General features: G+C 50.7%; 25 protein-coding genes and 1 pseudogene. 13 read left to right on the top strand and 13 right to left on the bottom strand.

Translation table 11 applies throughout. The annotated features are described in order from the left end of the window. Positions 1 to 76: 76 nt before the first annotated feature. The 8 genes and pseudogenes from aldA to NGM66_RS12105 form a co-directional block, all read left to right on the top strand. Positions 77 to 1,420, top strand: a pseudogene (aldA, locus tag NGM66_RS12070) (aldehyde dehydrogenase); the annotation flags it as partial. Between the two features lie 737 nt (positions 1,421 to 2,157). Further along, on the top strand, positions 2,158 to 3,282 hold the full coding sequence (locus NGM66_RS12075) for an NAD(P)-dependent alcohol dehydrogenase (protein WP_208907309.1): 1,125 nt from the start codon (positions 2,158 to 2,160) through the stop codon (positions 3,280 to 3,282). A 212-nt stretch (positions 3,283 to 3,494) separates the two neighbouring features. Beyond that, the gene (locus tag NGM66_RS12080; protein WP_208907308.1) at positions 3,495 to 3,824 is read left to right on the top strand and encodes a toxin-antitoxin system HicB family antitoxin; all 330 of its coding nucleotides are present in this window, start codon (positions 3,495 to 3,497) and stop codon (positions 3,822 to 3,824) included. 11 nt (positions 3,825 to 3,835) lie between these two features. Continuing rightward, on the top strand, positions 3,836 to 4,684 hold the full coding sequence (locus tag NGM66_RS12085; RefSeq protein ID WP_208907307.1) for an SPFH domain-containing protein: 849 nt from the start codon (positions 3,836 to 3,838) through the stop codon (positions 4,682 to 4,684). 109 nt (positions 4,685 to 4,793) lie between these two features. After that, positions 4,794 to 5,153 carry an MmcQ/YjbR family DNA-binding protein gene (locus NGM66_RS12090; protein ID WP_208907306.1) on the top strand — a complete coding sequence of 120 codons (360 nt, stop codon included), beginning with the start codon at positions 4,794 to 4,796 and terminating at the stop codon, positions 5,151 to 5,153. A gap of 469 nt (positions 5,154 to 5,622) precedes the next feature. Continuing rightward, positions 5,623 to 7,263 carry a peptide ABC transporter substrate-binding protein gene (locus NGM66_RS12095; RefSeq protein ID WP_208907305.1) on the top strand — a complete coding sequence of 547 codons (1,641 nt, stop codon included), beginning with the start codon at positions 5,623 to 5,625 and terminating at the stop codon, positions 7,261 to 7,263. 163 nt (positions 7,264 to 7,426) lie between these two features. Then, positions 7,427 to 7,936: a GtrA family protein gene (locus NGM66_RS12100; RefSeq protein WP_208907304.1), complete on the top strand. Its 510-nt coding sequence runs from the start codon at positions 7,427 to 7,429 to the stop codon at positions 7,934 to 7,936. A gap of 546 nt (positions 7,937 to 8,482) precedes the next feature. Next, the gene (locus NGM66_RS12105; RefSeq protein ID WP_245155276.1) at positions 8,483 to 9,064 is read left to right on the top strand and encodes a cadmium resistance transporter; all 582 of its coding nucleotides are present in this window, start codon (positions 8,483 to 8,485) and stop codon (positions 9,062 to 9,064) included. Here NGM66_RS12105 and NGM66_RS12110 read toward each other — a convergent pair. Continuing rightward, positions 9,057 to 9,371: a maltose acetyltransferase domain-containing protein gene (locus NGM66_RS12110; RefSeq protein WP_444700144.1), complete on the bottom strand. Its 315-nt coding sequence runs from the start codon at positions 9,369 to 9,371 to the stop codon at positions 9,057 to 9,059. The two genes, NGM66_RS12105 and NGM66_RS12110, sit on opposite strands and share 8 nt — an antisense overlap. 112 nt (positions 9,372 to 9,483) lie before the next feature. Between NGM66_RS12110 and NGM66_RS12115 the strand changes: the two genes are divergently transcribed. Further along, the gene (locus NGM66_RS12115) at positions 9,484 to 10,182 is read left to right on the top strand and encodes a hypothetical protein (protein WP_208907302.1); all 699 of its coding nucleotides are present in this window, start codon (positions 9,484 to 9,486) and stop codon (positions 10,180 to 10,182) included. A 143-nt stretch (positions 10,183 to 10,325) separates the two neighbouring features. On the opposite strand, the gene NGM66_RS12120 is transcribed toward NGM66_RS12115, so the two are convergent. Both NGM66_RS12120 and NGM66_RS12125 read right to left on the bottom strand, forming a co-directional pair. Continuing rightward, positions 10,326 to 11,261: an ADP-ribosylglycohydrolase family protein gene (locus tag NGM66_RS12120; RefSeq protein WP_208907301.1), complete on the bottom strand. Its 936-nt coding sequence runs from the start codon at positions 11,259 to 11,261 to the stop codon at positions 10,326 to 10,328. A gap of 119 nt (positions 11,262 to 11,380) precedes the next feature. Continuing rightward, positions 11,381 to 11,998 carry a LysE/ArgO family amino acid transporter gene (locus NGM66_RS12125; RefSeq protein ID WP_208907300.1) on the bottom strand — a complete coding sequence of 206 codons (618 nt, stop codon included), beginning with the start codon at positions 11,996 to 11,998 and terminating at the stop codon, positions 11,381 to 11,383. A gap of 383 nt (positions 11,999 to 12,381) precedes the next feature. Between NGM66_RS12125 and abc-f the strand changes: the two genes are divergently transcribed. Next, the gene (abc-f, locus tag NGM66_RS12130) at positions 12,382 to 13,869 is read left to right on the top strand and encodes a ribosomal protection-like ABC-F family protein (RefSeq protein ID WP_208907299.1); all 1,488 of its coding nucleotides are present in this window, start codon (positions 12,382 to 12,384) and stop codon (positions 13,867 to 13,869) included. A gap of 37 nt (positions 13,870 to 13,906) precedes the next feature. Here abc-f and NGM66_RS12135 read toward each other — a convergent pair whose 3' ends face one another. The 4 genes from NGM66_RS12135 to NGM66_RS12150 all read right to left on the bottom strand — a co-directional run bounded on the left by NGM66_RS12135 (position 13,907) and on the right by NGM66_RS12150 (position 18,112). Beyond that, the gene (locus NGM66_RS12135; protein ID WP_208907298.1) at positions 13,907 to 14,851 is read right to left on the bottom strand and encodes a hypothetical protein; all 945 of its coding nucleotides are present in this window, start codon (positions 14,849 to 14,851) and stop codon (positions 13,907 to 13,909) included. An 839-nt stretch (positions 14,852 to 15,690) separates the two neighbouring features. Continuing rightward, a complete protein-coding gene (locus NGM66_RS14340) occupies positions 15,691 to 15,777 on the bottom strand; it encodes a putative holin-like toxin (protein ID WP_308707654.1) in 87 nt (28 codons plus the stop codon). Between the two features lie 39 nt (positions 15,778 to 15,816). Next, positions 15,817 to 16,992 (bottom strand): ATP-binding protein, encoded by a 1,176-nt coding sequence (locus NGM66_RS12145; RefSeq protein ID WP_258115742.1) that lies wholly within the window; start codon positions 16,990 to 16,992, stop codon positions 15,817 to 15,819. A gap of 232 nt (positions 16,993 to 17,224) precedes the next feature. Then, positions 17,225 to 18,112 (bottom strand): LysR family transcriptional regulator, encoded by an 888-nt coding sequence (locus NGM66_RS12150; RefSeq protein ID WP_208907297.1) that lies wholly within the window; start codon positions 18,110 to 18,112, stop codon positions 17,225 to 17,227. Positions 18,113 to 18,249: 137 nt separating this feature from the next. Between NGM66_RS12150 and NGM66_RS12155 the strand changes: the two genes are divergently transcribed. Next, entirely contained in the window at positions 18,250 to 19,884 is a 1,635-nt protein-coding gene (locus tag NGM66_RS12155; RefSeq protein WP_258115743.1) for a malolactic enzyme, read from the top strand. A gap of 303 nt (positions 19,885 to 20,187) precedes the next feature. Beyond that, entirely contained in the window at positions 20,188 to 21,159 is a 972-nt protein-coding gene (locus tag NGM66_RS12160; protein WP_208907295.1) for an AEC family transporter, read from the top strand. 211 nt (positions 21,160 to 21,370) lie between these two features. Here the strand turns inward: NGM66_RS12160 and NGM66_RS14345 are convergent, their stop codons facing one another. Together NGM66_RS14345 and NGM66_RS12170 are read right to left on the bottom strand one after the other, a co-directional pair. Beyond that, on the bottom strand, positions 21,371 to 21,775 hold the full coding sequence (locus tag NGM66_RS14345; RefSeq protein WP_308707647.1) for a DapH/DapD/GlmU-related protein: 405 nt from the start codon (positions 21,773 to 21,775) through the stop codon (positions 21,371 to 21,373). A 166-nt stretch (positions 21,776 to 21,941) separates the two neighbouring features. Further along, positions 21,942 to 22,304 carry a nuclear transport factor 2 family protein gene (locus NGM66_RS12170; protein ID WP_208907294.1) on the bottom strand — a complete coding sequence of 121 codons (363 nt, stop codon included), beginning with the start codon at positions 22,302 to 22,304 and terminating at the stop codon, positions 21,942 to 21,944. Between the two features lie 194 nt (positions 22,305 to 22,498). Between NGM66_RS12170 and NGM66_RS12175 the strand changes: the two genes are divergently transcribed. Beyond that, positions 22,499 to 22,819 carry a carboxymuconolactone decarboxylase family protein gene (locus tag NGM66_RS12175; RefSeq protein WP_208907293.1) on the top strand — a complete coding sequence of 107 codons (321 nt, stop codon included), beginning with the start codon at positions 22,499 to 22,501 and terminating at the stop codon, positions 22,817 to 22,819. A gap of 56 nt (positions 22,820 to 22,875) precedes the next feature. Here NGM66_RS12175 and NGM66_RS12180 read toward each other — a convergent pair whose 3' ends face one another. From NGM66_RS12180 to NGM66_RS12195, 4 genes are all read right to left on the bottom strand, one after another. Beyond that, the gene (locus NGM66_RS12180) at positions 22,876 to 23,493 is read right to left on the bottom strand and encodes an NAD(P)H-binding protein (protein WP_258115745.1); all 618 of its coding nucleotides are present in this window, start codon (positions 23,491 to 23,493) and stop codon (positions 22,876 to 22,878) included. 64 nt (positions 23,494 to 23,557) lie between these two features. Next, a complete protein-coding gene (locus NGM66_RS12185) occupies positions 23,558 to 24,895 on the bottom strand; it encodes an MFS transporter (RefSeq protein ID WP_208907291.1) in 1,338 nt (445 codons plus the stop codon). A 151-nt stretch (positions 24,896 to 25,046) separates the two neighbouring features. Then, positions 25,047 to 25,184: a hypothetical protein gene (locus NGM66_RS12190; RefSeq protein WP_208907290.1), complete on the bottom strand. Its 138-nt coding sequence runs from the start codon at positions 25,182 to 25,184 to the stop codon at positions 25,047 to 25,049. A 4-nt stretch (positions 25,185 to 25,188) separates the two neighbouring features. Then, positions 25,189 to 25,485: a type II toxin-antitoxin system RelB/DinJ family antitoxin gene (locus tag NGM66_RS12195; RefSeq protein ID WP_208907289.1), complete on the bottom strand. Its 297-nt coding sequence runs from the start codon at positions 25,483 to 25,485 to the stop codon at positions 25,189 to 25,191. Between the last annotated feature and the right edge of the window lie 944 nt (positions 25,486 to 26,429).

Genomic DNA, 26,429 nt, shown 5'->3' on the forward strand with positions numbered 1-26,429 from the left:
CATAAGGGAAGGCATTCCCTATTTCTATACAATTCAGAAATCTTTTATGCATTTACACAAGATATTTTACGCTCTCGCTACGCTCGACGAATGCCGAGAAGCCATCGACGCTGCCTATGTGGCTCAAAAGTCCTGGAAGAAAGTCCCAGCCGCAACTCGGGGCCAATATCTCCACGACGTCGCCACTGAGATTCGCAAAGACTCAGCCCACTTGATTGCCATGCTCCAAGAAGAACAAGGCAAGATCAAATCCTTAGCCACTACGGAAATTCTGTTCTCCGCTGACTACTTTGATTACATGGCCAGCGCTTCACGGACCTACGAAGGCGAAATTCTACAATCCGACAACCCTAACGAAAACATCATGATTGCCAAGCAACCAATTGGCGTTGCCGCCGGCATTTTACCTTGGAACTTCCCATTCTTCCTGATTGCCCGGAAGATGGGGCCAGCTTTGGTTACCGGGAACACCATCGTCATGAAGCCAAGTACCGATACACCTAACCTGGGCTTGGAATTTGCGAAGATCGTTGAAAAAGTTGGGATTCCTAAGGGCGTCGTCAACATCATTACGGGTCCTGGGTCTGTCATCGGCGACGAATTATCCCGCAACAAGAAGGTCGGCATTATCAGTTTGACCGGGTCCGTCAACTCCGGGAAACGCGTCATGGAAGCCGCTGCGACTCACATGGCCAAGGTTTCTTTGGAATTAGGTGGGAAGGCCCCTGCCATCGTCTGCAAGGATGCCGACATCGACTTGGCCGTTCAATCCATCATCGACTCTCGGGTCGACAACAACGGCCAACTCTGCAACAACTGTGAACGGGTCTACGTGCAAGAAGACGTGGCGGATGAATTTACCAAGAAGTTAGCCGATAAGATGGCTGCCGTCACGGTCGGTGACCCTATGGCACATGAAGACATCGGCATGGGTCCGCTGATCAACCAAGGTGCTTTGGACAAGGTTGCCGGCATGGTCGACCGCGCAGTCAAGGCCGGTGGCAAATTAGCTACCGGTGGCCACACCCTTAAGATTGCCAACGGCTTCTACTACGAACCAACCGTCATTACCAACGTCAAGCAAGATTCCGAAATCGTGCAAGATGAAATCTTTGGCCCCGTTCTGCCAGTCTTGACCTTCAAGACCTTGGACGACGCCATCGACATGGCCAACGACAGTGACTTTGGCCTGACCTCTTCCATCTTTACCGAAAACATTGAAAATGCCATGCGGGCTGCCAACGAGCTCGAAGATGGTGAAACTTACATTAACCGCTTCAACTTCGAAGCCATGAACGGCTCTCACTCCGGCTGGAAAGAATCCGGAATCGGCGGCGATGACGGGAAGCACGGAATCGAAGAATTCCTCAACACCCACGTCATCTACCTCCAAGGCCACCCAGAGAAGACTCAAGGCTAGTGGTTCCCATTGCTTGCGGCTGCCAGGGGTTCCACCTGCTATGGGGGACACCTCCAGCCCAGGTGCGGGCTTCCGGTTCGCTTGAAAGCCTCGCCAAAACCACGAGTCTCTCAAGTCGCCCCACGCTGTAACCTGGCAAACCACGCCAGGTAACACCGTCGACACAGCTGGTTCCACCCCTGACGACCTCCGGCACGATTGTCAAAATACTTCATGCTCGTGCCGTCCGCATTCATGGCCATAGTGACTTACGGATGGCCAGAATCAGTATAACCCGAGAGTGACACAAAATTGCGCTCAGCCGTGGAAGTTCCCTTGCGGCATGGTCTCAAGTCGGTTAGGGAACTGGCGTCTTTGAGACGGGTCAATCGGCTCAAAGCGAGATCGAGACCGCCCCTTGGCTCGACCGATCCGCCCACCGCGTTCCAGCGCAATTTTGGGTAACGGCAGGCGGCCAGCAATATCCGTATACCTTTGTCAGTCATTTCAACGCGACGAACGAGGGGCGGTGGCGCTGGTCACGGTCCCTTATTCCGTTGGCTAAACGATGCATGTGAAATAAAGCGTTACCAATTTTTAAATTTGGAGTCAGGTGTTAACAATAGGCGCCATAACAGCAACGACAACGGTTTGTTAGGCTATACCGAAACTTATCGTTTTCATGAAAGCGCTTGCTTTTCTCTCTAGTTGTGTAATAATTATCAAGTGTAAATAACTTTTAAACCGAGGTGCCGATTATGAAGATTCAAGCTGCAGTTGTTGATAAGCAAAATGCTGATTTTGAAATTCGTGATGACGTTGAACTGGCTGACATGGGTGCGGATGATATCCAAGTCCACATGGTTGCCAGTGGGATTTGTCACTCCGATGAAGCCCTGCGTTCCGGGGTTGCGACCATCGACTACCCTATCGTGTTAGGTCACGAAGGCTCTGGAATCGTTGAAAAGGTTGGACCAGAAGTTACCCAATTCAAGCCGGGTGACCACGTTGTTTTGAGTTTCTACGGTTGTGGAAACTGCAAGAGCTGTCTGGCCGGCAAGCCAACGCAATGTGAAAACTACGCGGCTAACAACCTCTCTGGTGTTCGTCCAGATGGGACCGCACACTTCACTGAAGACGGCCACAAGGTTGCCGACATGTTCGACCAAAGTTCATTTACCTCGACCACGGTCGTTCGTGAACGGAACGCCGTTAAGGTCGACAAGGACTTAGACTTACGGAAGCTCGGACCGCTGGGCTGTGGCTATGTCACGGGTTCGGGGACTGTCCTGAACACCTTGAAGCCAAAGCCTGGTGACACCATCGCCGTCTTTGGGACCGGTGCCGTTGGGTTGGCTGCCATGATGGCTGGCCGGATCTCCGGTTGCACCAAGGTCATTGCTATTGATATCGTTGATTCTCGTTTGGAATTAGCCAAGGAACTCGGCGCTACTGACGTCATCAACAGCAAGAAGGTCGACGACGTGGTCAAGGCCGTTCAAGACTTAACTGGCGGCTTCGGTGTCAACTACGCGGTTGATACGACCGGTGTTTCCAGCGTGATTGCCAACTCCATCCAAGCCTTAGCACAAGGTGGGGTCTCCGCAGCCATCGCTGTGACCGACCAACACATTGACCTCGACACTTGGAATGACCTGTGTGTCAACGACAAGAGTGTCATCGGGGTTAACATGGGCGACTCCGTTCCACAAATCGACATCCCTCGCTTGATTGAATTCTACAAGCTGGGCATGTTCGACTTCGATAAGACTGAAAAGTTCTACAAGTTCAGTCAAATCAACGAAGCCAACGCCGACTCCGTTTCCGGGAAGACCATCAAGCCAGTTCTGGTCATTGATGACAGCTACATTCCTGGCAAATAACTTAATTTAAGCGTTATCCGAAAGCACGGTATCCTGTGAGGTATCGTGCTTTTTTGCGGTAAATTTTCTTGATGATACACGCGGTGCCCTGCAACATTTACAGGACCTAAGAACCCAAGCCAAACAATCCCCCACCAATTAATCGTTCATGGGGCTGGCAAAAGTGATATCATCGTGATATCATTAAGCTATCATCAGGAAGGGGTGTTTGCATGGCTAAGGAACCACAGAAACGATTTCTCTTACGCTTAGACAAGAGCCTATTTGAACGCGTTGCCGCGGCAGCGGACGCTGATGGACGGAGCATCAACGCCTACATTTCACAGGTTCTCTCACGTGCGGCACCAGCTGGTAACTGGGAGCAGCGCCAATTGATTGGCCGCGCCATTTCGGGGAAGGAACTAGACGTGAAATCCGGTCTGGTCCTGGTTGCTGGTATTTACTACCGCTACCTGTTGGAGGCACCAGAAAAACCGGACGCAACTGCGACTTACACGGTCATCGAGAGTCATGGGAATATTTTGACATTGAAGAAGATCTAGGGGGAATTGGTATGCTTGGGATTAGAATCGTCCGGCAAAATAACGTCGGTTTGGTAGAAACACTGGGAAAGTACAAGCACTCTGTCTCATCCGGGATTCATTTTTATCTGCCCGGCATTCAAAAAATTCGGACCGTCAGCCTGGCCATGTCGCCGCTGGCCTTACCGAACTATTCGGTCATCACTAAGGATAACGCGGACGTCTCGGCCAGTTTGACGCTGAACTACCACGTGACCAACGCGGTGAAGTATCAATACGAAAACACGGACTCCGTGGAATCCATGGCGCAACTGGTGCGGGGCCACTTGCGCGACATCATTGGCCGGATGGACCTGAACCAAGCGTTGGGGTCCACGGCCAAGATCAACCAGGAACTCGCCACAGCAATCGGCGACTTGACCGACACTTACGGCATCAACGTTGATCGGACCAACATCGACGAACTCACGCCTTCTAAGGCCATTCAGTCCGCCATGGACAAGCAGTTGACGGCCGACCGGGAACGGATCGCCGCCATCGCCAAGGCTGAAGGGGAAGCCAAGTCCATCGAGCTGACCACCAAGGCCAAGAACGACGCCTTGATGGCCACTGCTTCCGCCGAGGCCACGGCTACGCGAACCCGTGCCGACGCCGAAAAGTACCGGATCGACACGGTCAATTCCAGTTTGGAATCGGCTACCAAGGAATTCTTTGAGAACCAGTCGATCTCAGCCTTCAGCGACCTGGCCAAGTCCCCTGCCAACGTGGTGGTCGTACCGAACGATCACGTGGCCGACTTAGGCCAGATTCCCGCGGTGGGCGCAGCTTTGAAGACGGGATTGGCCACACCACCAACTCCTCAAGCACCAACAACTAAATAAACGATTTAACCTTAAAATAAGCACTGTCCAATTGATGGGCCCTGCTTATTTTTGTGCTTATGAGCTGTATACTAGAGGTAATCACGCGCTTTCAGAAAGGATGCTGACCATGGTCACGCGCAAAGATATTTTTACCTACACTGAAGATAATTACGGCGTTACCCCTGAGTACACCTTCAAGCAGTACCCCCACTATGCCGCGCTCAAGAACCGGCAGGGCAAATGGTTCGGGCTGGTCATGAACGTCCCCCGCGAGAAACTCGGCTTGGCTGGCAAGGAAGAAATCGATGTTCTAGATGTCAAGGTCGATCCGGAACTGAGCGGCATCCTGCGCAGCAAGCCCGGTTATTTGCCCGGTTACCACATGAACAAGGAGCACTGGCTGTCGATCGTGCTGGACCAGGATACGGACCGCGAGACGTTGTTTCAATTGCTTGATGGGAGTTATCAATCTATTATTAAACGTTGATTATTAATATTGATTTAATAATCAATACAATCGAATTTCAATTTTCCGTTGACACCCACCCTTTCCAGGGGTACACTAGCCTCAATTCAATAAATCGTCCGAAACAAACCATTGAGGTGGAGATCAAGATTATCGTGCACGTGCAGAGAGCCGTCGTTGCTGAGAGTACGGCCGAACGCAGATAGTTAAATGGACCACCGAGGGCTTCCCCGAACCTTTAGTACGGGAAGACGTGCGACATACGTCAGTTGTCAGGGAAATGTTAGTTTCCTGTGGAGAGGGGCGCGGTCTCTTTTGGGGACCCGTCTAATTAAGGTGGCACCGCGGTTAAAACCGTCCTTAACACATTGGCTGTTGAGGGCGGTTTTTTGTCGACTTTTTTCCGAGGGGGATTCACCTATGATGATTCGATGGCAACGCTCATTATCTTTTCTAACCGACAACTTCAATCTATCAGGAGGAAATTATCATGAGTTTATTACAACACAAGAAAGCACTTGCCCTTTGCGGCGGGATTATTTTAATCGGCGGGATCTTTGCCGTGACCGGTCACTCTCAAGCCACTAAGAAGGCCGTGGCCCAGCGATTACGCCTATCCGAAACGGCACCCATCACAAGCTTAGACGTCGCCAAGATTACCGACAGCGTCTCTAGCAACACCTTGAGTCAAGTCGGCGAAGGCCTGTATCGCCTGAACGCTGACAGTCAGGCCCAAAACGCCCTGGCCACCAAGACCACGGTCACGGACAGCGGCCACCACTACACGATTGACCTGCGGCACGACGCCAAGTGGAGCAATGGCGCTCCCGTGACGGCGCAGGACTTCGTTTATTCCTGGAAACGGACGCTCAACCCTAAGTCCAAGTCGGAGTTCACTTACCAATTCGCTAATATCAAGAACGCTAGTGCCATCGCGGCGGGTAAAAAAGCTGTGAACACATTGGGCGTCAAGGCAACCGGCAAGTATCAATTGCAGATCACCTTGAGCCGCCCCGCCTCTTACTTCAAGCAAATGCTGGCCAGCACCACCTATTATCCGCTGAACCAGCGTGCCGTCGAGAAATACGGCAAGCAGTACGGGTCATCGGCGGCCACGACCGTTTACAACGGGCCATTCGTCTTGAAGAACTGGAACGGAACCAATGACAGCTGGACGTTAAAGAAGAATCCGACCTACGTTGACGCCAAGACCGTCAAGCTCAACAGCATCAAGTACCAGGTCATCAAGACCAGCTCGACGGCTTACAACTTATACCAGTCTAAACGACTAGATGCTGTCACCCTGGATGGTGAACAAACCACGCAAAACAAGCACAACCCCGACCTCAAGTCATTAGCGGCCGGTCGAATTGGCTTTATCCAATACAATCAACAAAACAAGATTGCGGCGAACAAGGATCTGCGCCTAGCCATTTCGCTGGCCATCAATCGCCAACAATTGGCTGACAAGGTGTTGAAGAACGGCTCACGGCCCGCCCAGACCTTTGCCATTCACCACATGATGACCAACGCCAAGACAGGCAAGGACTTCACGACCGATGCGTACGTCAAGAACACCGCCAATTACAACCCGACGCTAGCCAAGCAATACTACCGGCGCGCCTTGAAACAGCTGGGAAAATCTGCCCTTAGCGTCACGATTACCTGTGGCGATGATGATACCACCCAAAACGTGGCCGAATTCATTCAAAGCACGGTGGGTAGTCAACTCGGCTTAAAGATCCACGTCTCCGCGATGCCATTTCCATCCATGCTCAGCAACGTTTCCAAGGGGAACTTCGAGCTGAACCTGACCGGCTGGAGCATGGACAACGCCGACCCGATTCAGTCCCTGCAAATTCTGGCGTCGACCAACAACTCTAACATGGGGCACTACGACAGCAAGACCTACGACCAGGCCATCACCAAGGCTGAAGGCAGCGACGCACTCAACCGGTCGGCACGGTATCAAGACCTGTTGACGGCAGCCAAGACCGCTTTGACCGATCAAGCCGTCACCCCACTGTACGAGGCGCGGACCAACACGCTGGTCAATCCCCAGATCAAGGGCATCGTTTATAACAAATTCAATGGTAGCCCCGACTATCAGCACGCTTACGTGACTGATTAACCGTTTAAATTTACCAGGGTATTCTCGTTGCAGTGCCAGCCAAAAACGGTATAATTAAGCTAGCACGACAATTACACGTTTTCATAACTCAGGTGGGACCCGGGGAGTTTTCAAAAAGGTTTCACCCAGCTAAGTGAAACGTCACAGAAAGGTTCCGAAATTTATGGAAAGTCAACCCTTACGTCACGATCACTACCCGGCTTCGAAAGAAGAGTACGAAGCTGAGTTAACCGAAACGGAAAACGAATACGCTGCACAGCTCCAACAAGTCGAGGACAAGGTTCAGGGCCAAGCTGCCCGCTACCTGTTGTTTGGGGCCATCTCGGTAGTCATCAACATCACGTTGTTCTACCTGTTCTACCACACCTTTGGTATCGAGTACCAATTGGCCAACTTTATTGACTGGGTCATCAGTGTGCAATGCTCCTTCTGGCTCGACCGGACCTTCGTGTTCAAACACAAGTCCGACAAGCCCATGCGAGAAATGGGCACGTTCTACATGACCCGGGTCGCCACGTTCCTGCTGGAAACGGTCATCTTGTTCTTGGGGATCTCTTGGCTCAACGCCAACGGGACCATGACCAAGGTCATCGGCCACGCAATCGCGCTGGTCTTGAACTTCTTCTTATCTAAGAAGCTGGTCTTCAAGAACCAACCGGCCCCAGCTGACTAAATTTGTTTGAACAATACTTTGAGCGCTTAACCCACTGCGGTTAGGCGCTCATTTTTTAAACTTGTTTCAACTGTCGCCTACCGTCCGCCAAATATGGGTCGGGTCGCTGTGGGCGGACGGGTCGAGCCAAAGTGCGGTCTCGACACCTCGCCTTTGAGCCGAAGTGCACGTCTCAAAGACGCCAGTTATCTGAGTGGCATGGTTCATGCCGCTCAGATAACTCCCACGGCTGAACCCATATTTGGCGGACTCTCGGCTACTGGCGTGCTTGTCAACAATAATTGACCTAACCACCGACAGTAGGTTAACCCGTCAACTAGTTCCTAGCCAACACAACGTTACTGATAAGCGTTAACTTGCAGGGGTTGGTCAGGTCGACGGCGTTCCTCAGAGCAGGCGGAAATCTGGCTGATGCCGGCTCCTCGTTTTCCCCTACCTCTTCGCACGGTTACCCAACTTACCTGCTTGTTAAATATTTTTCAAGCAATCCGGTTATCGCTCCTAATTTTCTTGTACAATGGAGGTAATCTTGCACCACCAAGGAAGGTGAGTCGTACGCTATCCTTTATTTTGACCGCCATGGGCATCTTTTTCGTCACCGATACCGATGACCTGGTCGTCTTACTCTTACTTTGGCTAGCCGCGGCCACCCCAGCCCAGCAGCGGCACGTTGTGATTGGCCAGTACCTGGGCATTTCCACACTCATCTTAGTGTCTTGGCTGGTCAGTCGTGGCATCCTGCGCTACAACGTCGGTGGTCTGGTCCATTGGCTGGGGCTGGTGCCACTGTCACTTGGCCTCATCGGGCTCACGCGTTGGTGGCATAACCGCGGCGTGGCGCAACTCCCACCCACGTTGACGCATCCCGTCAGCCTGCCGCTGGTCTGGTCATTGACGCTTGGCAATGGTGGCGACAACCTCAGCATTTACATCCCCTACTTCACGCACCTCAACACCCCTGAGTTTGTGGTGGTTCTGGTGGTCTTTCTCACGATGATTGGCCTGTGGCTCATTCTCAGTCACCACTGGGCACGGTCCACCATTGCCAGCCACTTCTTCGCGCGATTTGGGGCCTGGCTGTCGCCGCTACTGTTCATCGGTATTGGCCTAGTTATTGTGCTCAAATGAAATCGTGGCCCACGAAGTCCGTCTTGTCCGCTGCCGTGATCGGTCGCAGCACCTGACACGGGTTGCCCGCCGCAATCACATTGGCCGGGATATCGTGGGTCACCACACTGCCGGCGCTGCCCACCAATGCTTGAAACAACCGGCCACGGTCAGCCATGGTCGACGCCGCATTGAGCGCGTTGGTTTTGGCCGTCGACCGGTCACGCGCGTCTACCAGCAAGGGATCACTGTCGTCATAAGGCTTCCCAGTAGCCATGTACGTGAATTTTTCTTCGAGGTTCATGTGATCACTCCTATCTGTCTCCATGATACCGTATCTCGGGGGTGTTTCACATGGAACAATTTCTAGCGCGTACGTCCAGCTTCCCCCAAATTACGGTATACTATAGGCACTAAATGCATTTTCACAGGAGGAAAATATGGCAGTTGATGGATTTCCCCTCTTCACGATCGGGGTTGGGGGCGATGGCAAACCGTGGGTCAAAGCGACCAATACTGCGGCCGTCATGAAAGATCCCGCGACTTACAGTAAGGTGCTCGGGCAGTTGATCAGCGAGATGCGGGACCAATTACATTTGACGGACGAACAGGCCTTCCAAGCCTTCTTACACCTGTCCTTACAGCAAGCGGCGCCTGAATCCGCGACGCCGCAACGCGCCACCACAGCCCAACGCGTCAAGCTATCCGGAAAGAATCCACGGTCTGGGCGGCGGGAAATCCACCAAATTACGCTGGCCGACCTCACCGATGTGGCGGCCAATGAGGACGTGGTCTATCTCACCTTTAAGGACTCGGTCCTGGGCATCATCATGCACGATGCCTACCAGGCGGCCAAAATGGCCATGGGCAAGCGGGATTTTAAATACTTCATCGACGAAGCCAACCTGAACTTTGCCCTGTACGCCTACCCGGCCGACCTCAAGGCCCTGCACACCATCTTTGCGTACGCGCGGGAACACCAGCTTTACACGGAACTGAAACCAGACGAAACCGCGGCGGCAGACGTGCCGGATACGCCAGCAGAATTTGACAAATTTATGGAAGCCATGTTTGATGACATGGGCGGCGACCCGGATGATACCGGAAACGTGCTGCCGTTTCGACCGAAAGATAAATAGCATCACAAAGGGCCTGGGACAAAAAGTCTCAGGCCCTTTGCGTCTCCGAATATCTGGTGTTGAAACCTGGGCCAAAAGGCAGCTGGTTCCGCTTATCAGCCTTAATGCTCGCCGGCTAACCGCCTTTTGGCCCACTCCCCATTTTAATCGCCATATTTTTGTGCGAACGGCACCATCACTTGATCCAGCAGTGGTCGGTTGATCATGACCTGCCACCAGTCTGCCGGAACGGGTTGCTCGGGATGGCTTATTGCCAATAACGGTGCAGCTACTGTTGCAATCGTATCGACGTCACCGCCCAGATTGACCGCTTGCAGAAGTCCCGTACGCAGGTCGGTCGCGTTCAAGGCCACCCACACGGCCGCCTCTAGTGTGTCGACGACGTAGCCGGAGGTTCGGATATCAGCTAGCTGGCAATTCTGGAAATTTTCAGTAAGCAATCGTTGATAGGCCGGGACTTCCAGCGCATACGCTGAATCCGGATTCAACCCCGTGAGCGTGACTTTCACAGCGGCCAACGCGGCGACCAGGTTCTGCCCTGCTAATAATTCATGCAACAATTCCAGGTAAATAAAGCTTCCCACGACTGCCCTTGGATGCCCATGCGTCAGCGTCGTGTAGGCTTTAGTGATTGCAAAGCGCGCTGCCACGCTGGGTTGGTTGGCCAGTACAAATGCCAGCGGTGCAATTCGCATCAGCGCACCGTTGCCGTTGGCATTCTCGGCCGCATCCCCACATTGCTGAGCAGGAACGTGATTGATGGCGTGCTGGCGAACGGCATGCGCACAGGTGTGGCCAACATCAAAAGCGATTCCGCGCGGCGTCCAGTCACCAAACATCATATAGTGTTCAAATTTATCTAGTAAGTCCTCATAAGTTCCTTGCTCCAAAATATTTTGCAGTAAACACAATGTCATTGAGGTGTCATCAGACCAACTTCCGGCCGGCTGCGGCCAGCTACCATTGCCCGTCATCCCAGTTAGCTGATAACTACCGCGAATTTTCATTTCCGCCGGGACGCCCAGGGCATCCGCCACGGCGGCGGTGCGGAGAACATTTAAGATTTGTGCTGTCTTCATAGCGAGTCTCCTTTCATGCCTTGCCATTATCTTAGCAGGGCCGCTTGGCATTAACAATCCACTTGAATAAAATAAAAGAACACGCCAGCCAATGCCAGTGTGCTCCCATAAATATTTTTCTAAATCACCATCATCACAGCCTGGTACAACAGGTAAGCCCCGTATACCATGACGATGACTCCGGAAACGATGTTGACCCACATCAGGAACTTTTGTGGCAACCGTTCCTTGAGCAGGCCCAAGATCAACGTAATACCGAAGAACCAGATGGCCGTGGCCGACACGACCCCCGTAATAAATGGCGTCACTTCCGTATCTGCCAAGGACCCCCGCATCGCCCCGAACATCAGACTAGTATCGATGATGGCCTGTGGATTGGCCCAGGTCACGACCCAGGCGTTGACCAACGACTTCTTCATTGGTAGCGGCGTGTTGGAACTTTCCAGTTTAAAACTGGCCGCCGAGCGCAGAATACCAAAACCAATCCAGATGACCAGCAGGCCCCCTAAGAACATGATGATCAGCTTGAACATTTCATGGGAACTGATGATGGCGCCCATGCCGAAGAAGGCGGCTAACGTTAACGCCGTATCGGCGAACCAGACCATGATGGTGACGGGCCAGGCCCGCTTCAATGGCTGGTTAATGGCATTGTTAAAGACGAATAAATTTTGCATCCCAATCGAGGATACCAGAGCCAGGCTCAACAGCAGGCCCTTCAAGTACATTGCGGACATGATAACTCACTTTCCCTCCAGGCCTACTCCGATAGTCGCCCGAGCTTTTTTCAGTATCCGACTAGCATACCAAATATTCTGTGAAAATTAAAGAAAAACAAAAACCAAATTCACTGGTGCGGGCTCCGCCGCGGTCACCCCTTTATTGTACGGCATTGGCTGGCGTAACGGTTCTGAGGCTACCGCTTGATCTTGACCGCGGCGTAACCGCCAGATTCTGATACAACTCGATTGATTTTAATCAAATTTTAATTTAAAATTTACTTTAAGATGGGTTACCCATCCCCACACTAATTGAAAGAATGCGATTCACGTGAAGAACCTAACACAGAACACCCCATTATTGCGGAAACCTAGCCAACTTAGATGGGAAGTCTCACAGTATGCCCAAAATTTCATTGCACCAATTGACCTTCGGCTTTGCGTCGAACACCGACTTACTCTTTGATCACGTGGATTTAAACCTCGATACCCGCTGGAAACTCGGCTTGGTCGGTCGCAACGGGCGGGGGAAGACCACGCTGTTCAATCTCTTACAAGGCCACTACCCCTACCAGGGACAAATCACCAGTACCACGCCCTATACGTATTTTCCCGCCGCGGTACTCGACCCCGGCTTACCGGCAATGACCGCTCTCCAGGACATTGCGGGCGTCGCCGACTGGCAATTAGAACGGGAACTCCGTCAGCTCCAGTTGGCCCCCACGCGCTTGACTCAGCCGTTTGCCGCGCTGTCTGGTGGTGAACAGACCAAGGCGCTACTCGCTATCTTATTTGCCGACGAAAACGCCTTGCCTTTAATTGACGAGCCCACCAATCACCTGGACCTACCTAGTCGCCAACAGGTCGCGGCCTATCTCAAACGCCAGCGCCGCGGTTTCATCGTGGTCAGTCACGACCGCCATTTTCTCAATCAGGTCACCGACCACACCCTGGCCATTGAACGCCGACAAATTCGCCTCTACCAGGGAAATTTCGCCGTTTACGAGGACCAAAAACAACGCCAGGATGCCTTTGAAGCCCAGCAGGACGCCAAATTAAAGAAGGAAGCCGACCGCCTGAAACAAGTGGCCGTCGACCGGACCAACTGGGCGCAGGTCACCGAAAGCCGCAAGCACGGCAACCCGCACCAAAAGAATAGTGGTTGGCAAGCGGCCGGGGCCAGCACCCTACCGGCCAAGATGATGAAACGCGCCAAGAACCTCGAACGCCGCCGTGACCGCGAACTTCAAGCCACCGAGGGACTACGACAAAACATCGAGCACGTGGCCCCACTTTCCTTGACGTCGGTGCCCACGCACTACCAACCATTGATTCACGTCGCTGATTTTTCGTTGTGGTATGGCGACCGCCAGCTATTTCAGCCGATTTCTTTTGACCTCAATGCCGGCGACCGGCTCGCCCTGGTTGGCCCCAACGGCTGTGGCAAATCCTCCTTCATTCAGTATTTGCGAGGCACCTTCACCGGCCACCACACCGGGCTCGCCACCATGCATCCGCAGTTAACCCTGAGCGTGACCCGCCAGTTGACCGCCGAACACGGCTCGCTGACGGCATTTGCTACGGCCCGTCACCTGAACTACCGTGATCTGTTGAATACCCTGAAGAAGCTGGGCCTCCCCCGTGACGTATTTGCCACGCCCATCGACCAGATGAGCCTGGGCCAGCAGAAAAAAGTCGAACTCGCCCAGTCGCTCATGACGCCGGCCAACCTCTTCATTTGGGATGAGCCGTTAAATTACTTAGACGTATTTAACCAAGATCAGCTGACCACCCTGCTCACGCAAGCGCAGCCGACACTGCTCTTGGTTGAGCATGACCAGGACTTTATCGCTGATGTGGCGACACAGGTGGTACGGTTGCAGCCGTGAAATTGCTAGTAAAAAGGCACCCATCGAGGTGTCTTTTTTAGTACAACCCTTGAACATAGGCAGCACTTATTTTTTTGTCGTGAGCACTAACCGTCTCATATCCTGTTATCAAATCTAGCTGTGACTCAACGGGTGAATTTATGTCAATTGGTAAGAAAAATACCTGCTTACCGTTTTTGACGTTTAAATTATACGCACCGCGGTCACCATTGTAACCGCTTTGGAAACTACCAGCTAATTTGAGGCTAACTCTGTACCGGTAATGCTTTCCAACCTTTACTTTCTTTGTGGTTACACCACTAGTCCGGCGATTCAGATAATAGGTAATCATAGAATGAGTGCGCTTTACCTTGCTAATTTTCGCGTAGCTAGTTGCGCGAAAAGTTTGGCCAGTTTTGTGGTAAACAAGCTTTTTATCAGCAGTTACTGATATGAATGGCAGTTCCGAAGTCGCACCATCAACCTGAGCCTTTGACGTTTTTACTGATAGCATAGGAACACTAGCCAAAGAATTATAAGAAAATGCCGTATTTCGGACATACTTATTGGCCGCACCATTGTTTTCTTTAACGCTCGGATAGCTGTAATGCCAATTTCCTAGTTTGCGAACTCGGGATTGGTTTTTAATACTCAAGGTTGTATTGTCAATGTTAACCAAATTTCCTTGGCCGTCATTATATCCGGTAACAACTGATCCTTTTGGTAGTGTTGCTGTTTTATGCTTGTATTCATTAGTAACCTTTAATGAACGCTTTATTTTGTAGGTTTGAAAGCGATTATATATCGAAATACCATTATTGTTTTCCGTAACACCTATTCCGCCCGTATACACTGTGTTTACATTGAAAAGATTATTAATATTAATTTTGTTTACAAGGATATCCACGTTACTGTTTGCACTGGCATTGGTAACAGCTAGACTACCAGCAGCAGCACCTAGCAGCATTAATAATACCGCGCTCTTACTTCCCATTTTAAACAAACAATTACCCCCTAATATAATTCCTTACTGGACAGTATAACGCAAGCCTAAAAGTATTAAAAACCACCCTATTAATCGGCAGGGCGGTTTATTGTTATTACTTTAAATCAGCTTCCCGTTGGTCAAGTAGTTCTCTAAGTTCTTGTAGGTCGTCAGTTGTCGCCTTAGTGCGAATAAAACTACGTGCGCTAGATTGGGATCGAAGGTAGTGTGTTCGTTCTTTGTTCTTTTCGTCCCATTCCTTATTGGCCTTGGCACGTACCTCAGTGTACTCATTCTTTGCCATTGTGACTTACCCTAACTAAATTATAAATCGCCAGTAGTAAGCCAATGATAGAAAGTCCCAAAGCTGTAATTGAAATTATATGTGTCATTACCTCCACTCCCTTTATGTTATAATATTGTACAACAATAAGCGGGTTGCCGCCCGCTCATTGCTTCTATTTACGTTTCCTGTGGTGCCGTTTCGGCTTTCGTGTAGCCGTAGCAACGGCAATCAGGTTAATCACTGAACCTGCTAGCGTGACAATCGCTGTTAGTGGGTTTATTTCGGCTCTATAATTTCTTTACCATTCATCCTTATCACACCCTCTCCACACTTACTATAATTACACTATATGTAATGTAATTATAGTAAGAATTATCGGAAATTTTTTGTCTGAAAGACAATTGTTGATTGAATAATTATATCCATGATATTATAAATAGGGTGAACGAGAAGGCCCGGTGATTGTACACCAGGCCCTTCCACAGCAGACCGCTTCAAAGACGGTGACTAGAAACTGAACGATATTTTAGACGTCCCTTAACTCGCCAAAGTTATTGTGGGGGCGGCTTTTTTATTTGCGTTTGTCAATGTACGTCAGCAACGCTATTAGAAACGTGCCGAGCAGTAACATCAACGAAAGTGCCTGAAACACACTCATTGGTTGTGAAACCTTATGCGCTTAAAAAAGATGCTTAGCCTAAATAGAACAGTCCTGGCCTAAAAGCCAATCAACAATATGCACGATAGGAATTCCCGCAACCTCGCCAACATCCATACGGTTCGCGGTGATTAGTGTCTTAGGATAATTATCCGCCAGTACTTGAAGATTCCCAATTTCTCGATTATCTGCCGCGGGCATCTGTCTGGTGACCTGATAGTAGGCCACTTCAGATCCTCGGCGTGCCACGAAATCAATTTCTTGGGTCTCGTATTTACCGACATCCACCCGGTAGCCGCGCCGCAACAATTCCAGATACACAATGTTTTCAATTTGGTGGCCAAAATTATCCTGATAGTTTCGGTTCAGCGTAACGTTGCGTAATCCTGTATCGACAGCATAGTACTTGGCCGTTGACCGCAAATAACTCTTCCCCCGCAAGTCGTAACGCCTAGCTGGATAAAAAATGAACGCATCGCTCAGCAGCTGCATGTATCGCAACACCGAGGAAACCCCTACCTTGGACCAGCCGTCATTCTTCAAGACCCCCGCAATTTTATTGCCAGAAATTGGGTTGCCAATTTCACTCAGCAAGTAGGCCGCCACCTGGGTCAACAGCGTGTCATTTCTAACCGCCGCTCGCTCATTCACGTCGCGCAACAGAATTGAGCTATAGATACCATCCAAGACGCTGCGCTTGACTTCTGAATCATCCACTAGCGCCACCGCTGGAAAGCCCCCCTCCGTGACATAGTCATTAAACGCCAGGTCAGGGTTTTTAGTCGTCTGGGTAAATGCCATAAATTCCTTAAACGACAGCGGATAGACTGGAATTTCCACCATCCGCCCCGTCAATAGCGTTGCCAACTCACCGGATAATAGGGAGGCATTGGACCCCGAAACGTAAATATCCACATCAAAATCTACTCGAAAACTATTGATAGCGTCTTCCCAACCATTGACGCGTTGGATTTCATCAAAGAACAGATACATCTTTTTACCAGGAACAACCCGATCAGTCACGTATTGATAAAGCGCCTCTTTAGTGAGTAGCGAGCTGTATTTCATGGATTCAAAATTTAAGAAGACGATCTGTTCCGCCAAGATACCGCTATCCCTTAAATAGTCGCGAAACATGCGTAATACGTAAGTCTTCCCCGACCGTCGCACGCCGGTAATGACTTTAACAAATTCTGTATCTTGATACTTTTTCAAACGATTTAGGTAAAGTTGGCGGACTACCACGATTGAACACTCCTCAGTTTTCTTTCAGTATACTATACAAAAAGCTAAAATTAGTTACTTTTGTTTCATATAACGTATAAACTTTAAAATTTTCTAATTTCTTCTATTATAATGGATAAAAATCACAAATTTCTAGGTTTCTTTCATTATACTGAATAAATCTCCAAATTTTTGGTTTTCTTTCAGTATACTGAACAAAAAATCAGTCATCCCCCAACGTCGACCGCAAGACCGCGAGCACCTGCTCTTGCGTCGGCGTCAAGACGTGGGACGTGCGGGTGACGATGCTGGAAATAAATTCCGGCTGCTCGTCGTCTAACAATTCCAGACGCACCACGTCTTGGCGATGCTGGTCAACAATATCCGTGAGAAAGGTCACGCCCACGTTGGCCGCAACCAGGTTCATGATGACGTGAGTGTCGTTGGCCCGAAAGACCACCTCTGGCCGGAAATGGTTACGTCGCGTTAATGTATTGAAGGCCGTATTATGGACAAAGCTACTATTAAATAGGACAAATTTCTCACCCTTCAATTCACTAAAGTAGATGCGCTTACGCTTGGCCAGTGGGTGGGTCGCCGCCACGAAGATGTTAAATGGCTGCCGGTCGAATTCCTCGGCTACCAACGTCTTGTACGATAACGGCTCAGTCGACCCCAACAATGCCAGGTCCGCGCGGCCATCACGTAACGCATTACGTAGCCATACCGACCCACCTTCCAACGTTTGCAGATTGGCCAACATCCCCTGGGCCTGCAGATGCGCCGCCACTCGGGGAAAGTAGTAATTTTCAATGATCGGTGGCAATCCCAACACGGTGCGATCCTGGGTCAGGTGCGTAATCTCTTGGTGCGCCAGGTCCAGTTCACGCAAAACGGTTTGGGCGTGGACGGCCAGTTGCTGGCCGCTAGCCGTCACGACCAGCTCGTTGTGGATACGGTCGCGCAAGACCAGCTTGGTCTGGAATTCAGCTTCCAGCCGTTTGATGGCCATGGTGATGGTTGGCTGGGTCACATTGAAGGCCTGCGCGACTTTGGAAAAATTTTTCACTCGAATTAATTGATTAAAATAAGCTAGGTCCTTGGTATTCATTTCAAGTCCTCCTAATAACGCCATTTATGAGACCATTATAAATTATTTTTATAATGACTGCTACATTTGACTATACGTCTATGCGCCTTTTATACTGTGTCTTGTAAAGTTAACGCAAACCAAATTGGAGGAATCTTATGATGAAAACAGCAGATTCTATTTTAAATAACCCATTCTTAAACAAGGGCACGGCCTTCACGACCGCTGAACGCCAGGCTTTGGGGCTGGTCGGCACCTTACCGAGTCACGTTCAAACGCTAGATGAACAGGCAACGCAGGCCTACGCACAATACCAAAGCAAGCCTAGCAATCTGGAAAAGCGGATCTACTTGATGACCCTGTTCAACGAGAACCGGACGCTGTTCTTCAAGCTGATGGACGAGCACGTGGTGGAATTCATGCCGATCGTGTATGACCCCACGGTGGCTGATTCAATCGAAGACTACAGCCACCTGTTCACTGACCCGCAAAACGCGGCTTTCATTTCCGTGGATGACCCCGACAACATCGAAGCGTCCCTGAAGAATGCCGCCAACGGCCGGGACATCCGCCTGGTCGTCGTCACCGATGCGGAAGGGATCTTAGGCATGGGCGACTGGGGCGTCAACGGCGTCGACATCGCGGTCGGCAAGTTGATGGTCTACACGGCCGCTGCTGGCATCGACCCCGCTCAAGTACTGCCCGTCAGTATTGATGCCGGGACCAACAACCAGCAATTACTGGACGACCCCCTGTACCTGGGGAACCATCATCGGCGGTTGGCCGGTGACGACTACCTGGCTGTGATCAATAAATTTGTCACCGCCGAACGTAAACTGTTCCCCGAATCCCTGCTGCACTGGGAAGACTTCGGTCGGGCCAACGCGCAGGTCATTCTTGACAAGTACAAGGACCAATTTCCAACTTTTAACGATGACATTCAAGGGACTGGTATGGTCGTGTTAGCCGGCATTCTGGGCGCCCTCAACATTTCTAAGGAAGACATCAAGGACCAAAAGTTCGTGACCTTTGGCGCCGGGACCGCCGGCATGGGCATTGCCAACCAAATTTTAGACGAACTCCAACGCGCCGGTCTCTCTGAAGACGAAGCGCGGCAACACTTCTACGCCGTCGATCGTCAAGGCCTGCTGTTTAACGACACGCCAGATCTGACTGCCGCTCAAAAGCCGTTCACGCGGGACCGGTCCGAGTTTGCCAACGCCGATGAGCTGACGAACCTGGCCGCTGTGGTCAAGGCCGTTCACCCCACCGTTCTGATTGGGACCTCGACGCAACCCGGGACCTTTACCGAAGACATCGTCAAGGACATGGCGGCGCACACCCCACGGCCCATCATCTTCCCGCTGTCGAACCCGACGAAATTAGCCGAAGCCACCGCTGCCGACCTCATCAAATGGACCGATGGCAAGGCCCTCATCGCGACCGGGATTCCGGCTGGCGACGTGGACTACCAGGGGACGACTTACCACATTGGCCAAGGCAACAACGCCTTGATGTACCCCGGTCTGGGCTTCGGTCTGATTGCAGCAACGGCTAAGGTCTTGAACGGCGAAACGCTCTCCGCAGCTTGCCACGCCTTAGGTGGTCTGGTCGACCCAACACAACCGGGTGCCGCCGTCCTGCCACCCGTTTCACAACTGACGTCCTTCTCCCAAAAGCTGGCAGAAGTCGTGGCCCAAAGCGTCTTGGACCAAGGCTTGAACAAGGAACCAATCACTGACGCCAAGCAGGCCGTCGCTGACATGAAGTGGGTTCCCGCCTACCGGAACTAATTTGTGGTTTTGGCGACAAAATTAATCGTTGCACGCAAGCTAGTCCGTGCTGGCCGCCTTACCGTTCGCCCTTTAAGTTAACAATTCAATCTATCCGAAAACGTACCAGTAGCTATGGGTTCAGCCCATTCACTACTGGTACGTTGTTATTATCAGTGTTATTTCAGCTGGTTAACCGAAAACCGTACAATACTAATGCCCGGTTAAAAGTCGCTGGTCATTAGCCATTTTGATTGGCGCGCTTGGCTCGATTAACCAGCCACTATTATGAGACTAATTTTTCAGAAAGAAGGCATCACTTCCATGGCTGTTTTGTGGAACTCTATTCAAAGTGTCCTTGTCGTCGTTTTAATTATGATTTTAGGTTTTGTCCTGCGGCGGCAAGGCTGGTTTGATGACAAATTTGGCGGTATCATTTCTAAGCTCATCAAAAATATTGCCCTTCCCGCGTCCATCTTCGTGTCGGTATTGAGCCGGCTGACGCGGGGGCAATTGGTTTCTTTTTCCGGGTACCTGGGGTATGCGTTTCTAGCCGTCATCATCGGCTACCTAATTGCCTTCGCTCTGGTACGAATCATGCACGTGCGGCCGGGCCGGAAAGGAATCTTCGTCAATGCCATCGTCAACGCCAACACGATTTTCATTGGGTTACCGCTGAACATCGCGCTGTTTGGCGACCAGAGCATGACCTACTTTCTAGTCTATTACATCGTGAACACGGTCTCGACCTGGGCGTTTGGGGTCTTCTTGATTTCCAACGATGACCCGACCAAGCCCAAGGAAAAGCACCACAACCACATCGATTGGAAAAAGGTCATCCCCATGCCGCTGGTCGGCTTCCTGGTCGCATTGGTCTTCTTGCTGCTAAACATCCCCGTGCTCAAGGTCAGCTTCATCAACTCCACGCTGACCTATGTCGGCAACTTGGTGACGCCACTGTCCCTGGTCTACATCGGGATTGTCCTAGCCGATGCCGGCTTGAAGAGCATTCATTTTGACCGCGACACCATCGTCGCTCTGCTGGGCCGGTTTGTCCTGTCCCCTATCCTGATGGTGGCAGTGCTCCTGGCAGCCGGTCACTTTGGCGCCACCTTCCCCAGCATGGCTTCGCAAACGTTGATCGTCCAATCCGCTACACCAATGTTGGCCGTCTTACCTATCCTGGCCAACGAAGCCCACGGTGACGTGGCCTATGCCACCAACGTGGTCACGACCAGTACGGTGCTGTTCATTGTGGTGGTACCAGTCTTGATGTCGTTGATTCAATTCATCTAATACAACCGATTAAAATAAGATAGCGCAGATCTACCGGGCGGGAAATCCGTGGTGGGTCTGCGCTATTTATTTGGCCATTGAATGATTTTTCTTCAAAAGCTCAAAACAGCATTCCAAAATCAAATGTTGGAATGATTATTCTAAAAATTGCAAAAATTTACTTCATTCAGGTCGTTCGCATCTACCGGTGTTTCACATGAAACATCTCCACCTAATCCAGCGTCTTCACGACCTTGGCTGGCACGCCCACGGCAACCGCGTTATCGGGAATGTCCTTGGTGACCACAGCACCAGTCCCGACAATCGCATTCTCCCCAATCGTCACGCCTGGTAAAATGCTGACGCGGGCGCCAATCCAGGCATTGCGCTTGATGTGAATCTCCTTAGCCAAGATGGTCCGAATGTTTTTCGGCTCATGATTAACCGTGAAGAAACCCACCTCCGGTCCCATCATGACGCCATCATCAATGGTGATTGTCCCCGCTGCCATCCTGGTCAATCCATGATTGGCATACACATTCTTACCCAGGAAGACCCGGCTGGCCGTGTCGATGTGCATCGGCGGCGTGAAGAAGGTACCATCGGCCATTTGCCCGTGGAGTAACGTGTTTTCCAAGTCTATGATTCGTTGCTTGTATTTGGGATTGGTTTGATTAATCTGAAATTACAGATCGTCTGACCGGTCAATTTCACCATGAACTTCTTTTAAATATTCTGAGTCATGGATATCATAGGCCTGACCGCGCCGTAAATTTTCAAATACACTCATTTTTACTAACCTCCTAATACGTTGTGACGACCGCCGATAAGATCTGCCACCGGCCGTCAATCCGGGCCACCGCCATAACTGTGTTTAACGGCCACTCGTACTTACCCCCACCATGAATGCTGGCTACAACGCGGTTTTGCCCGGTTACCTGCCAGCCTGTCGCGGTCGCTTGCATGGTCACGTGGTCCTCGACCGAGGAGAAGTAATGCATGGTCCCATGTTCTAACTCGGCTAGCCATTCGGCGCGGGGCTGCACGACCCCCGTCATGTGGGTCAACGTAAAGTCTGGTCCCAGCAGGTGATCCAGCGCCACCGTATCGTCTGCTGCCATGGCGACGTTGTAGTCGCGGTAAAGTTGTAACATCTCAGTATTCATTTAAAAAATCTCCTCTCAACGCGATTTCATTTGATGCATTTACTTTAGTCCCTTGCAGTTACTTCAAGGCAAGCCACTTTGACAAATATTTTGTGATGGCCCTCTCTCTTAGACGGCCATAAAGACTAAGTATTATCCTTTATGCTGTCCAACCGGTACACTGAAAGGTGAATCTACAATAAGGAGTCCTCACAATGACTGAAAATGAACACCTACTCGCCACCTACTTTTCCGACGACCCGGACTTAGCACAAATCGTCAACCGGCTGATGACGGCTATTGATGCGGCCCCGGCAGCCATCGCACCTGGCGAGGCCAGCTTGATTGCTATCATCACGCTGACCGTCCAGCACACACCCGCCATGTTGCCGCAACACGTTATCGCGGCCCAACGCCAAGGCATTTCAGCGCAGACGATTCTCGAGGCTCTCTACCAGTTGGTCCCGGTTATCGGCTTTCCCTTGGTCATCAACAGCGTGCAATACATTCATGCGGCAGCTGTGGCTCTGGCCTAGTACTAAAAAATCCCGCCTGTGGTGGGATTTTTTGGAAAGTCTTTATCTGTATACATTTATTTCCGGTTAATCCCCAAGCTATCGCGTGACCCCAACGTTTCATCGTGAGCCAACCGGACGACTAGATCCGCGATACTCTTCCGCGAAACATCGTGGCCACCGAAGGGTTCGCCCTTCTTAGTCACCTGATAGTCGGTATCGTTGCCGTTGTCAAACCAGCCGGGCCGGATGACCGTATAGTTCAAATCAGACGCTTCGACCACGTCGGCGGCGTTCCGATACCCCTGGAGCATCGGGTTAGTAGCCAAGTTGCCACTGGCGCCCACGCTAGCTGGAATTTCGTTGTAGATCCCCATTGAAGCGATGAACAGGAGGCGCTTGACGCCCGTCTCATCCATGGCAGCGACTAGACTTTTCGCCATCCCAGCGAGGTTCCCGCTCAGCGTGGCGAAAACAACATCCTGGCCTTTGAGAGCCGCTGTCAACGCTGCTGTGCCCGTAACACTCCCCGTAACTGCGCGTTCACGGTCTGACAGTTGGCCTAAGCGACGGGTATTGCGTGCCATCAAGGTCAACTGATCATCCGTATGGTCTAAGAAGTACTGACGGGTAACGCTACCCACGGAACCCGTTGCCCCAATAATTAAAACGTTTGTCATGATAAATTCCTCCAGTTCATTTGTTGATGCCCTTAATATAGACTCTTGCAGTTACTTCAAGGCAAGGCCTTTTCTGAAATTATTTTTGCCGTTCACCTGGTACAATCAGGCAGGCCGCCGCGACCAAAGCTACAGCCAGTAGGATGGCACCCATTAAAATCGCGTGTTGGAAACCCACGACTTGGTCGCCGAAGAGATCCTGCACGGTCACCAAGATGGCCAGCCCAACGGAGCCACCGATTTGGTGCATCACGTTGACCACGCCGGAAGCGGCCCCAGCGTCAGCGCCCTGCGTGTGGGCGACTCCGGCCGCCGTGAAGGGACTCAGCGACAGGCCTTGACCCAAACCAATCACGAGCATTGGCGCGGCAATGCCCCACCAGTACCCCACTGCCGGCGTGAAGAAGCTCAACCAGAGCATCCCCGCCCCAGTCAGCGCGATGCCACCAACTAGCAAGCCACCGTTCCCCCATTTCGCCGTTAACCGGGCCACTTGTAGGGCGACGATAAAGTTGACGATGGTCAGTGGGAAGAAGGCCACCCCCGCCATCAAGGCCGAAAAGCCAAGTTGATTTTGCATCAGCTGGGGCGTGATGAACCAAAAGCCCATCATGGCACCCAGATACAGGAAACGGCCGATATAGGCACCGATGCGCTCGCGGTCTGTGAATAAACGCAGCGGCATGATCGGTTGGCCCGTGCGGTGCTCTTGGAAAATGAAACCGGCCAAGAAGAGCACGGCAATCACCAGCGCTGGCAGCTGGGCCCAATCGCCGACAATGCTGTAGACCAGCGCACTCATCCCAATCAGGGAACTGAGGGTGCCCACCCAATCCAATTTACCAGTCTGACCGCTGTCCTTGCTCAGGTGCTTAACGGCCAGGTAGAACATCCACATGCTGATCGGCACATTGATGAAGAAGCCGACTCGCCAGGTCAATAGACTGGCGAAGACGCCACCAATCACCAGACTCACGCTGGCACCGATGCCGGCCATGGCGCCGTAATACGCAATCGCCTTGGTGCGTTCGGCCCCTCCATAGGTGTCCATTAAAATGGCCAGCGTCGTGGGCGCCAGGATGGCTGACCCAATTCCCTGAAAGGCGCGCGCCGCAATAATCATTGGTGCATTTACCGCTAGGCCGACGATCAGCGACCCCAGCCCAAAGATGATCAGCCCTAACTGAAAGACCCGCCGCCGGCCAAATAAGTCACCGGCGCGGCCACCTAACAAAAGAAAACCGCCGAACGTCAGCGAATAGGCGCTACTGACCCAAGACAATGTCGCTTGGTTCAGGTGAAGATCCTGGGCGATTTTGACCGTCCCCGTAAAGATGATTGAATTGTCCAAGAGAATCATGAAGTAACTCATTAAGATGACCAGTAAAATCCAGTCAAATCGTTTTTGCTTTGCCATGTGTATTTGCTCCTCGTCTTTAAGTGAATGATTAGGAGTTTAGACCTTCATCCATGCTTCAAGGCAAGGGGGAATTTTAAAATAATTGAAAAAACTCTCGGCCGGTGATTGGTCGAGAGTTAAGAAACTTTGGTTTTATATGGTAACGACACTACTTTAATTCGCCATGAAATAGCTCCTGATGCGTTCCGATACGCACCTGCCGTAACTCAGAAACAAATTCCGGATGACTCTTTTTCAGTAATTGGTAATCCTTCTTAAATTGGGGTTCAAATCGTAGTAGATACATCTATTTACTCCCCACGCTCTAGAAAGTTCATCATTTGATCGACGTCTGAAAATACCGGTGAATCCTCGGCCAACAAACCTAAGTCCTTAGCCTCTGCTAGTACCATCGCCCGCTTAGTGACTTCATTAGGTTCATCTTTTTCAGCCGCTACAACGTCAAAAGGAATCCGATTTTGAATGACCAATTGTTTCGCAGCCATTGTGACATAGGTATTTAAACTAATACCAACTGCTTTTAAACGAACATCTAATTCTTTACGTAGGTCATCATCTAGACGAATTGTTGTCGGTGTTGTGCTCATTAGAAACGCCTCCTTTTGACATCATTTTAACATACATCTGACGTCAAACCATTGAAAATACTCAAGGTAATCCTGTATTTTTTATTATCTTCAACTGTGCGGTAAGCCAACAATTCTGTAAGAAAGCCTTAAATTCGGCCACAAAAGGTCACAAATTCCCTGCCAATTTCGTTAGTAAGAGTAGTGGGGGCTTTGTTCGGCCGAAGAAATAGACCCGCAATATTTAGCTCATTAACTGAAAGTTAAAAGTCCGATCAAGCCATTAAATGCTTTTGTCGGACAGTAACAGTTCCACTCAGTAATCTGACAATCTTTTTATGCTCATGAAAATTAAGAGGCCTAACCCCCGCATAAATAACTCTCGACAGAATAATTACGACCTTATTCTTTTGAGCAACGTCATTAGAAGTAGCGTGCCCATGATCAGTGGACCGAACAGTATTAGTAAAAAACTTATCAATAGATGCTTAAATAATATATAGTTCAGCCTAAAAATTTCGCCAATATTCCGCGTGCTTCCTAGCGTGTATTGGAATGGATACGCGTAAATATCATTTGATGTTAATCTTCTGTTTTTATCATTCTTAATAAACAAGAATCCTAGTTTACCCCTTAACCAGGGATAACATAATAACCAGCTAAGAAATACCCAAGCTATATAAGGCGTTATGGGGACTAGCCAACCGTTCTTAAGATTTCGTGTATTCCAAGTAAGCAGAACCAGCATTGGAATTATCCCGTAAAGCAAGACTAATAAGTATTTCAACGCGCTCTTCACCATTTCAATCTCACCCCTCGTATCGTGAACAATTCGACTCTGCGGCAACAGCTCCTACATGATTTTACACTTTAATTTTTAAGGCACAGTTCAACTAGTTATAGTCAACCTGTGCCTTGATTATTAATAATCATATTTTGTTAGTCGTCCGACTCTTTCCCCACAT

The sequence above is a fragment of the Levilactobacillus yiduensis genome (genome assembly GCF_024718525.1).
GTDB lineage: Bacteria > Bacillota > Bacilli > Lactobacillales > Lactobacillaceae > Levilactobacillus > Levilactobacillus yiduensis.

Coding starts and splice junctions, on each gene's coding strand:
- NGM66_RS12085 (WP_208907307.1), top strand. CDS start 3,836: ATGCTTGGGATTAGAATCGTCCGGCAAAATAACGTCGGTTTGGTAGAA.
- NGM66_RS12090 (WP_208907306.1), top strand. CDS start 4,794: ATGGTCACGCGCAAAGATATTTTTACCTACACTGAAGATAATTACGGC.
- NGM66_RS12195 (WP_208907289.1), bottom strand. CDS start 25,485: ATGAGCACAACACCGACAACAATTCGTCTAGATGATGACCTACGTAAA.
- NGM66_RS12110 (WP_444700144.1), bottom strand. CDS start 9,371: ATGGAGACAGATAGGAGTGATCACATGAACCTCGAAGAAAAATTCACG.
- NGM66_RS12115 (WP_208907302.1), top strand. CDS start 9,484: ATGGCAGTTGATGGATTTCCCCTCTTCACGATCGGGGTTGGGGGCGAT.
- NGM66_RS12160 (WP_208907295.1), top strand. CDS start 20,188: ATGGCTGTTTTGTGGAACTCTATTCAAAGTGTCCTTGTCGTCGTTTTA.
- NGM66_RS12175 (WP_208907293.1), top strand. CDS start 22,499: ATGACTGAAAATGAACACCTACTCGCCACCTACTTTTCCGACGACCCG.
- NGM66_RS12170 (WP_208907294.1), bottom strand. CDS start 22,304: ATGAATACTGAGATGTTACAACTTTACCGCGACTACAACGTCGCCATG.
- NGM66_RS12075 (WP_208907309.1), top strand. CDS start 2,158: ATGAAGATTCAAGCTGCAGTTGTTGATAAGCAAAATGCTGATTTTGAA.
- NGM66_RS12080 (WP_208907308.1), top strand. CDS start 3,495: ATGGCTAAGGAACCACAGAAACGATTTCTCTTACGCTTAGACAAGAGC.
- NGM66_RS12120 (WP_208907301.1), bottom strand. CDS start 11,261: ATGAAGACAGCACAAATCTTAAATGTTCTCCGCACCGCCGCCGTGGCG.
- NGM66_RS12100 (WP_208907304.1), top strand. CDS start 7,427: ATGGAAAGTCAACCCTTACGTCACGATCACTACCCGGCTTCGAAAGAA.
- NGM66_RS12150 (WP_208907297.1), bottom strand. CDS start 18,112: ATGAATACCAAGGACCTAGCTTATTTTAATCAATTAATTCGAGTGAAA.
- NGM66_RS14340 (WP_308707654.1), bottom strand. CDS start 15,777: ATGAGTGTGTTTCAGGCACTTTCGTTGATGTTACTGCTCGGCACGTTT.
- NGM66_RS12190 (WP_208907290.1), bottom strand. CDS start 25,184: ATGTATCTACTACGATTTGAACCCCAATTTAAGAAGGATTACCAATTA.
- NGM66_RS12095 (WP_208907305.1), top strand. CDS start 5,623: ATGAGTTTATTACAACACAAGAAAGCACTTGCCCTTTGCGGCGGGATT.
- NGM66_RS12155 (WP_258115743.1), top strand. CDS start 18,250: ATGATGAAAACAGCAGATTCTATTTTAAATAACCCATTCTTAAACAAG.
- NGM66_RS12125 (WP_208907300.1), bottom strand. CDS start 11,998: ATGTCCGCAATGTACTTGAAGGGCCTGCTGTTGAGCCTGGCTCTGGTA.
- NGM66_RS12185 (WP_208907291.1), bottom strand. CDS start 24,895: ATGGCAAAGCAAAAACGATTTGACTGGATTTTACTGGTCATCTTAATG.
- abc-f (WP_208907299.1), top strand. CDS start 12,382: ATGCCCAAAATTTCATTGCACCAATTGACCTTCGGCTTTGCGTCGAAC.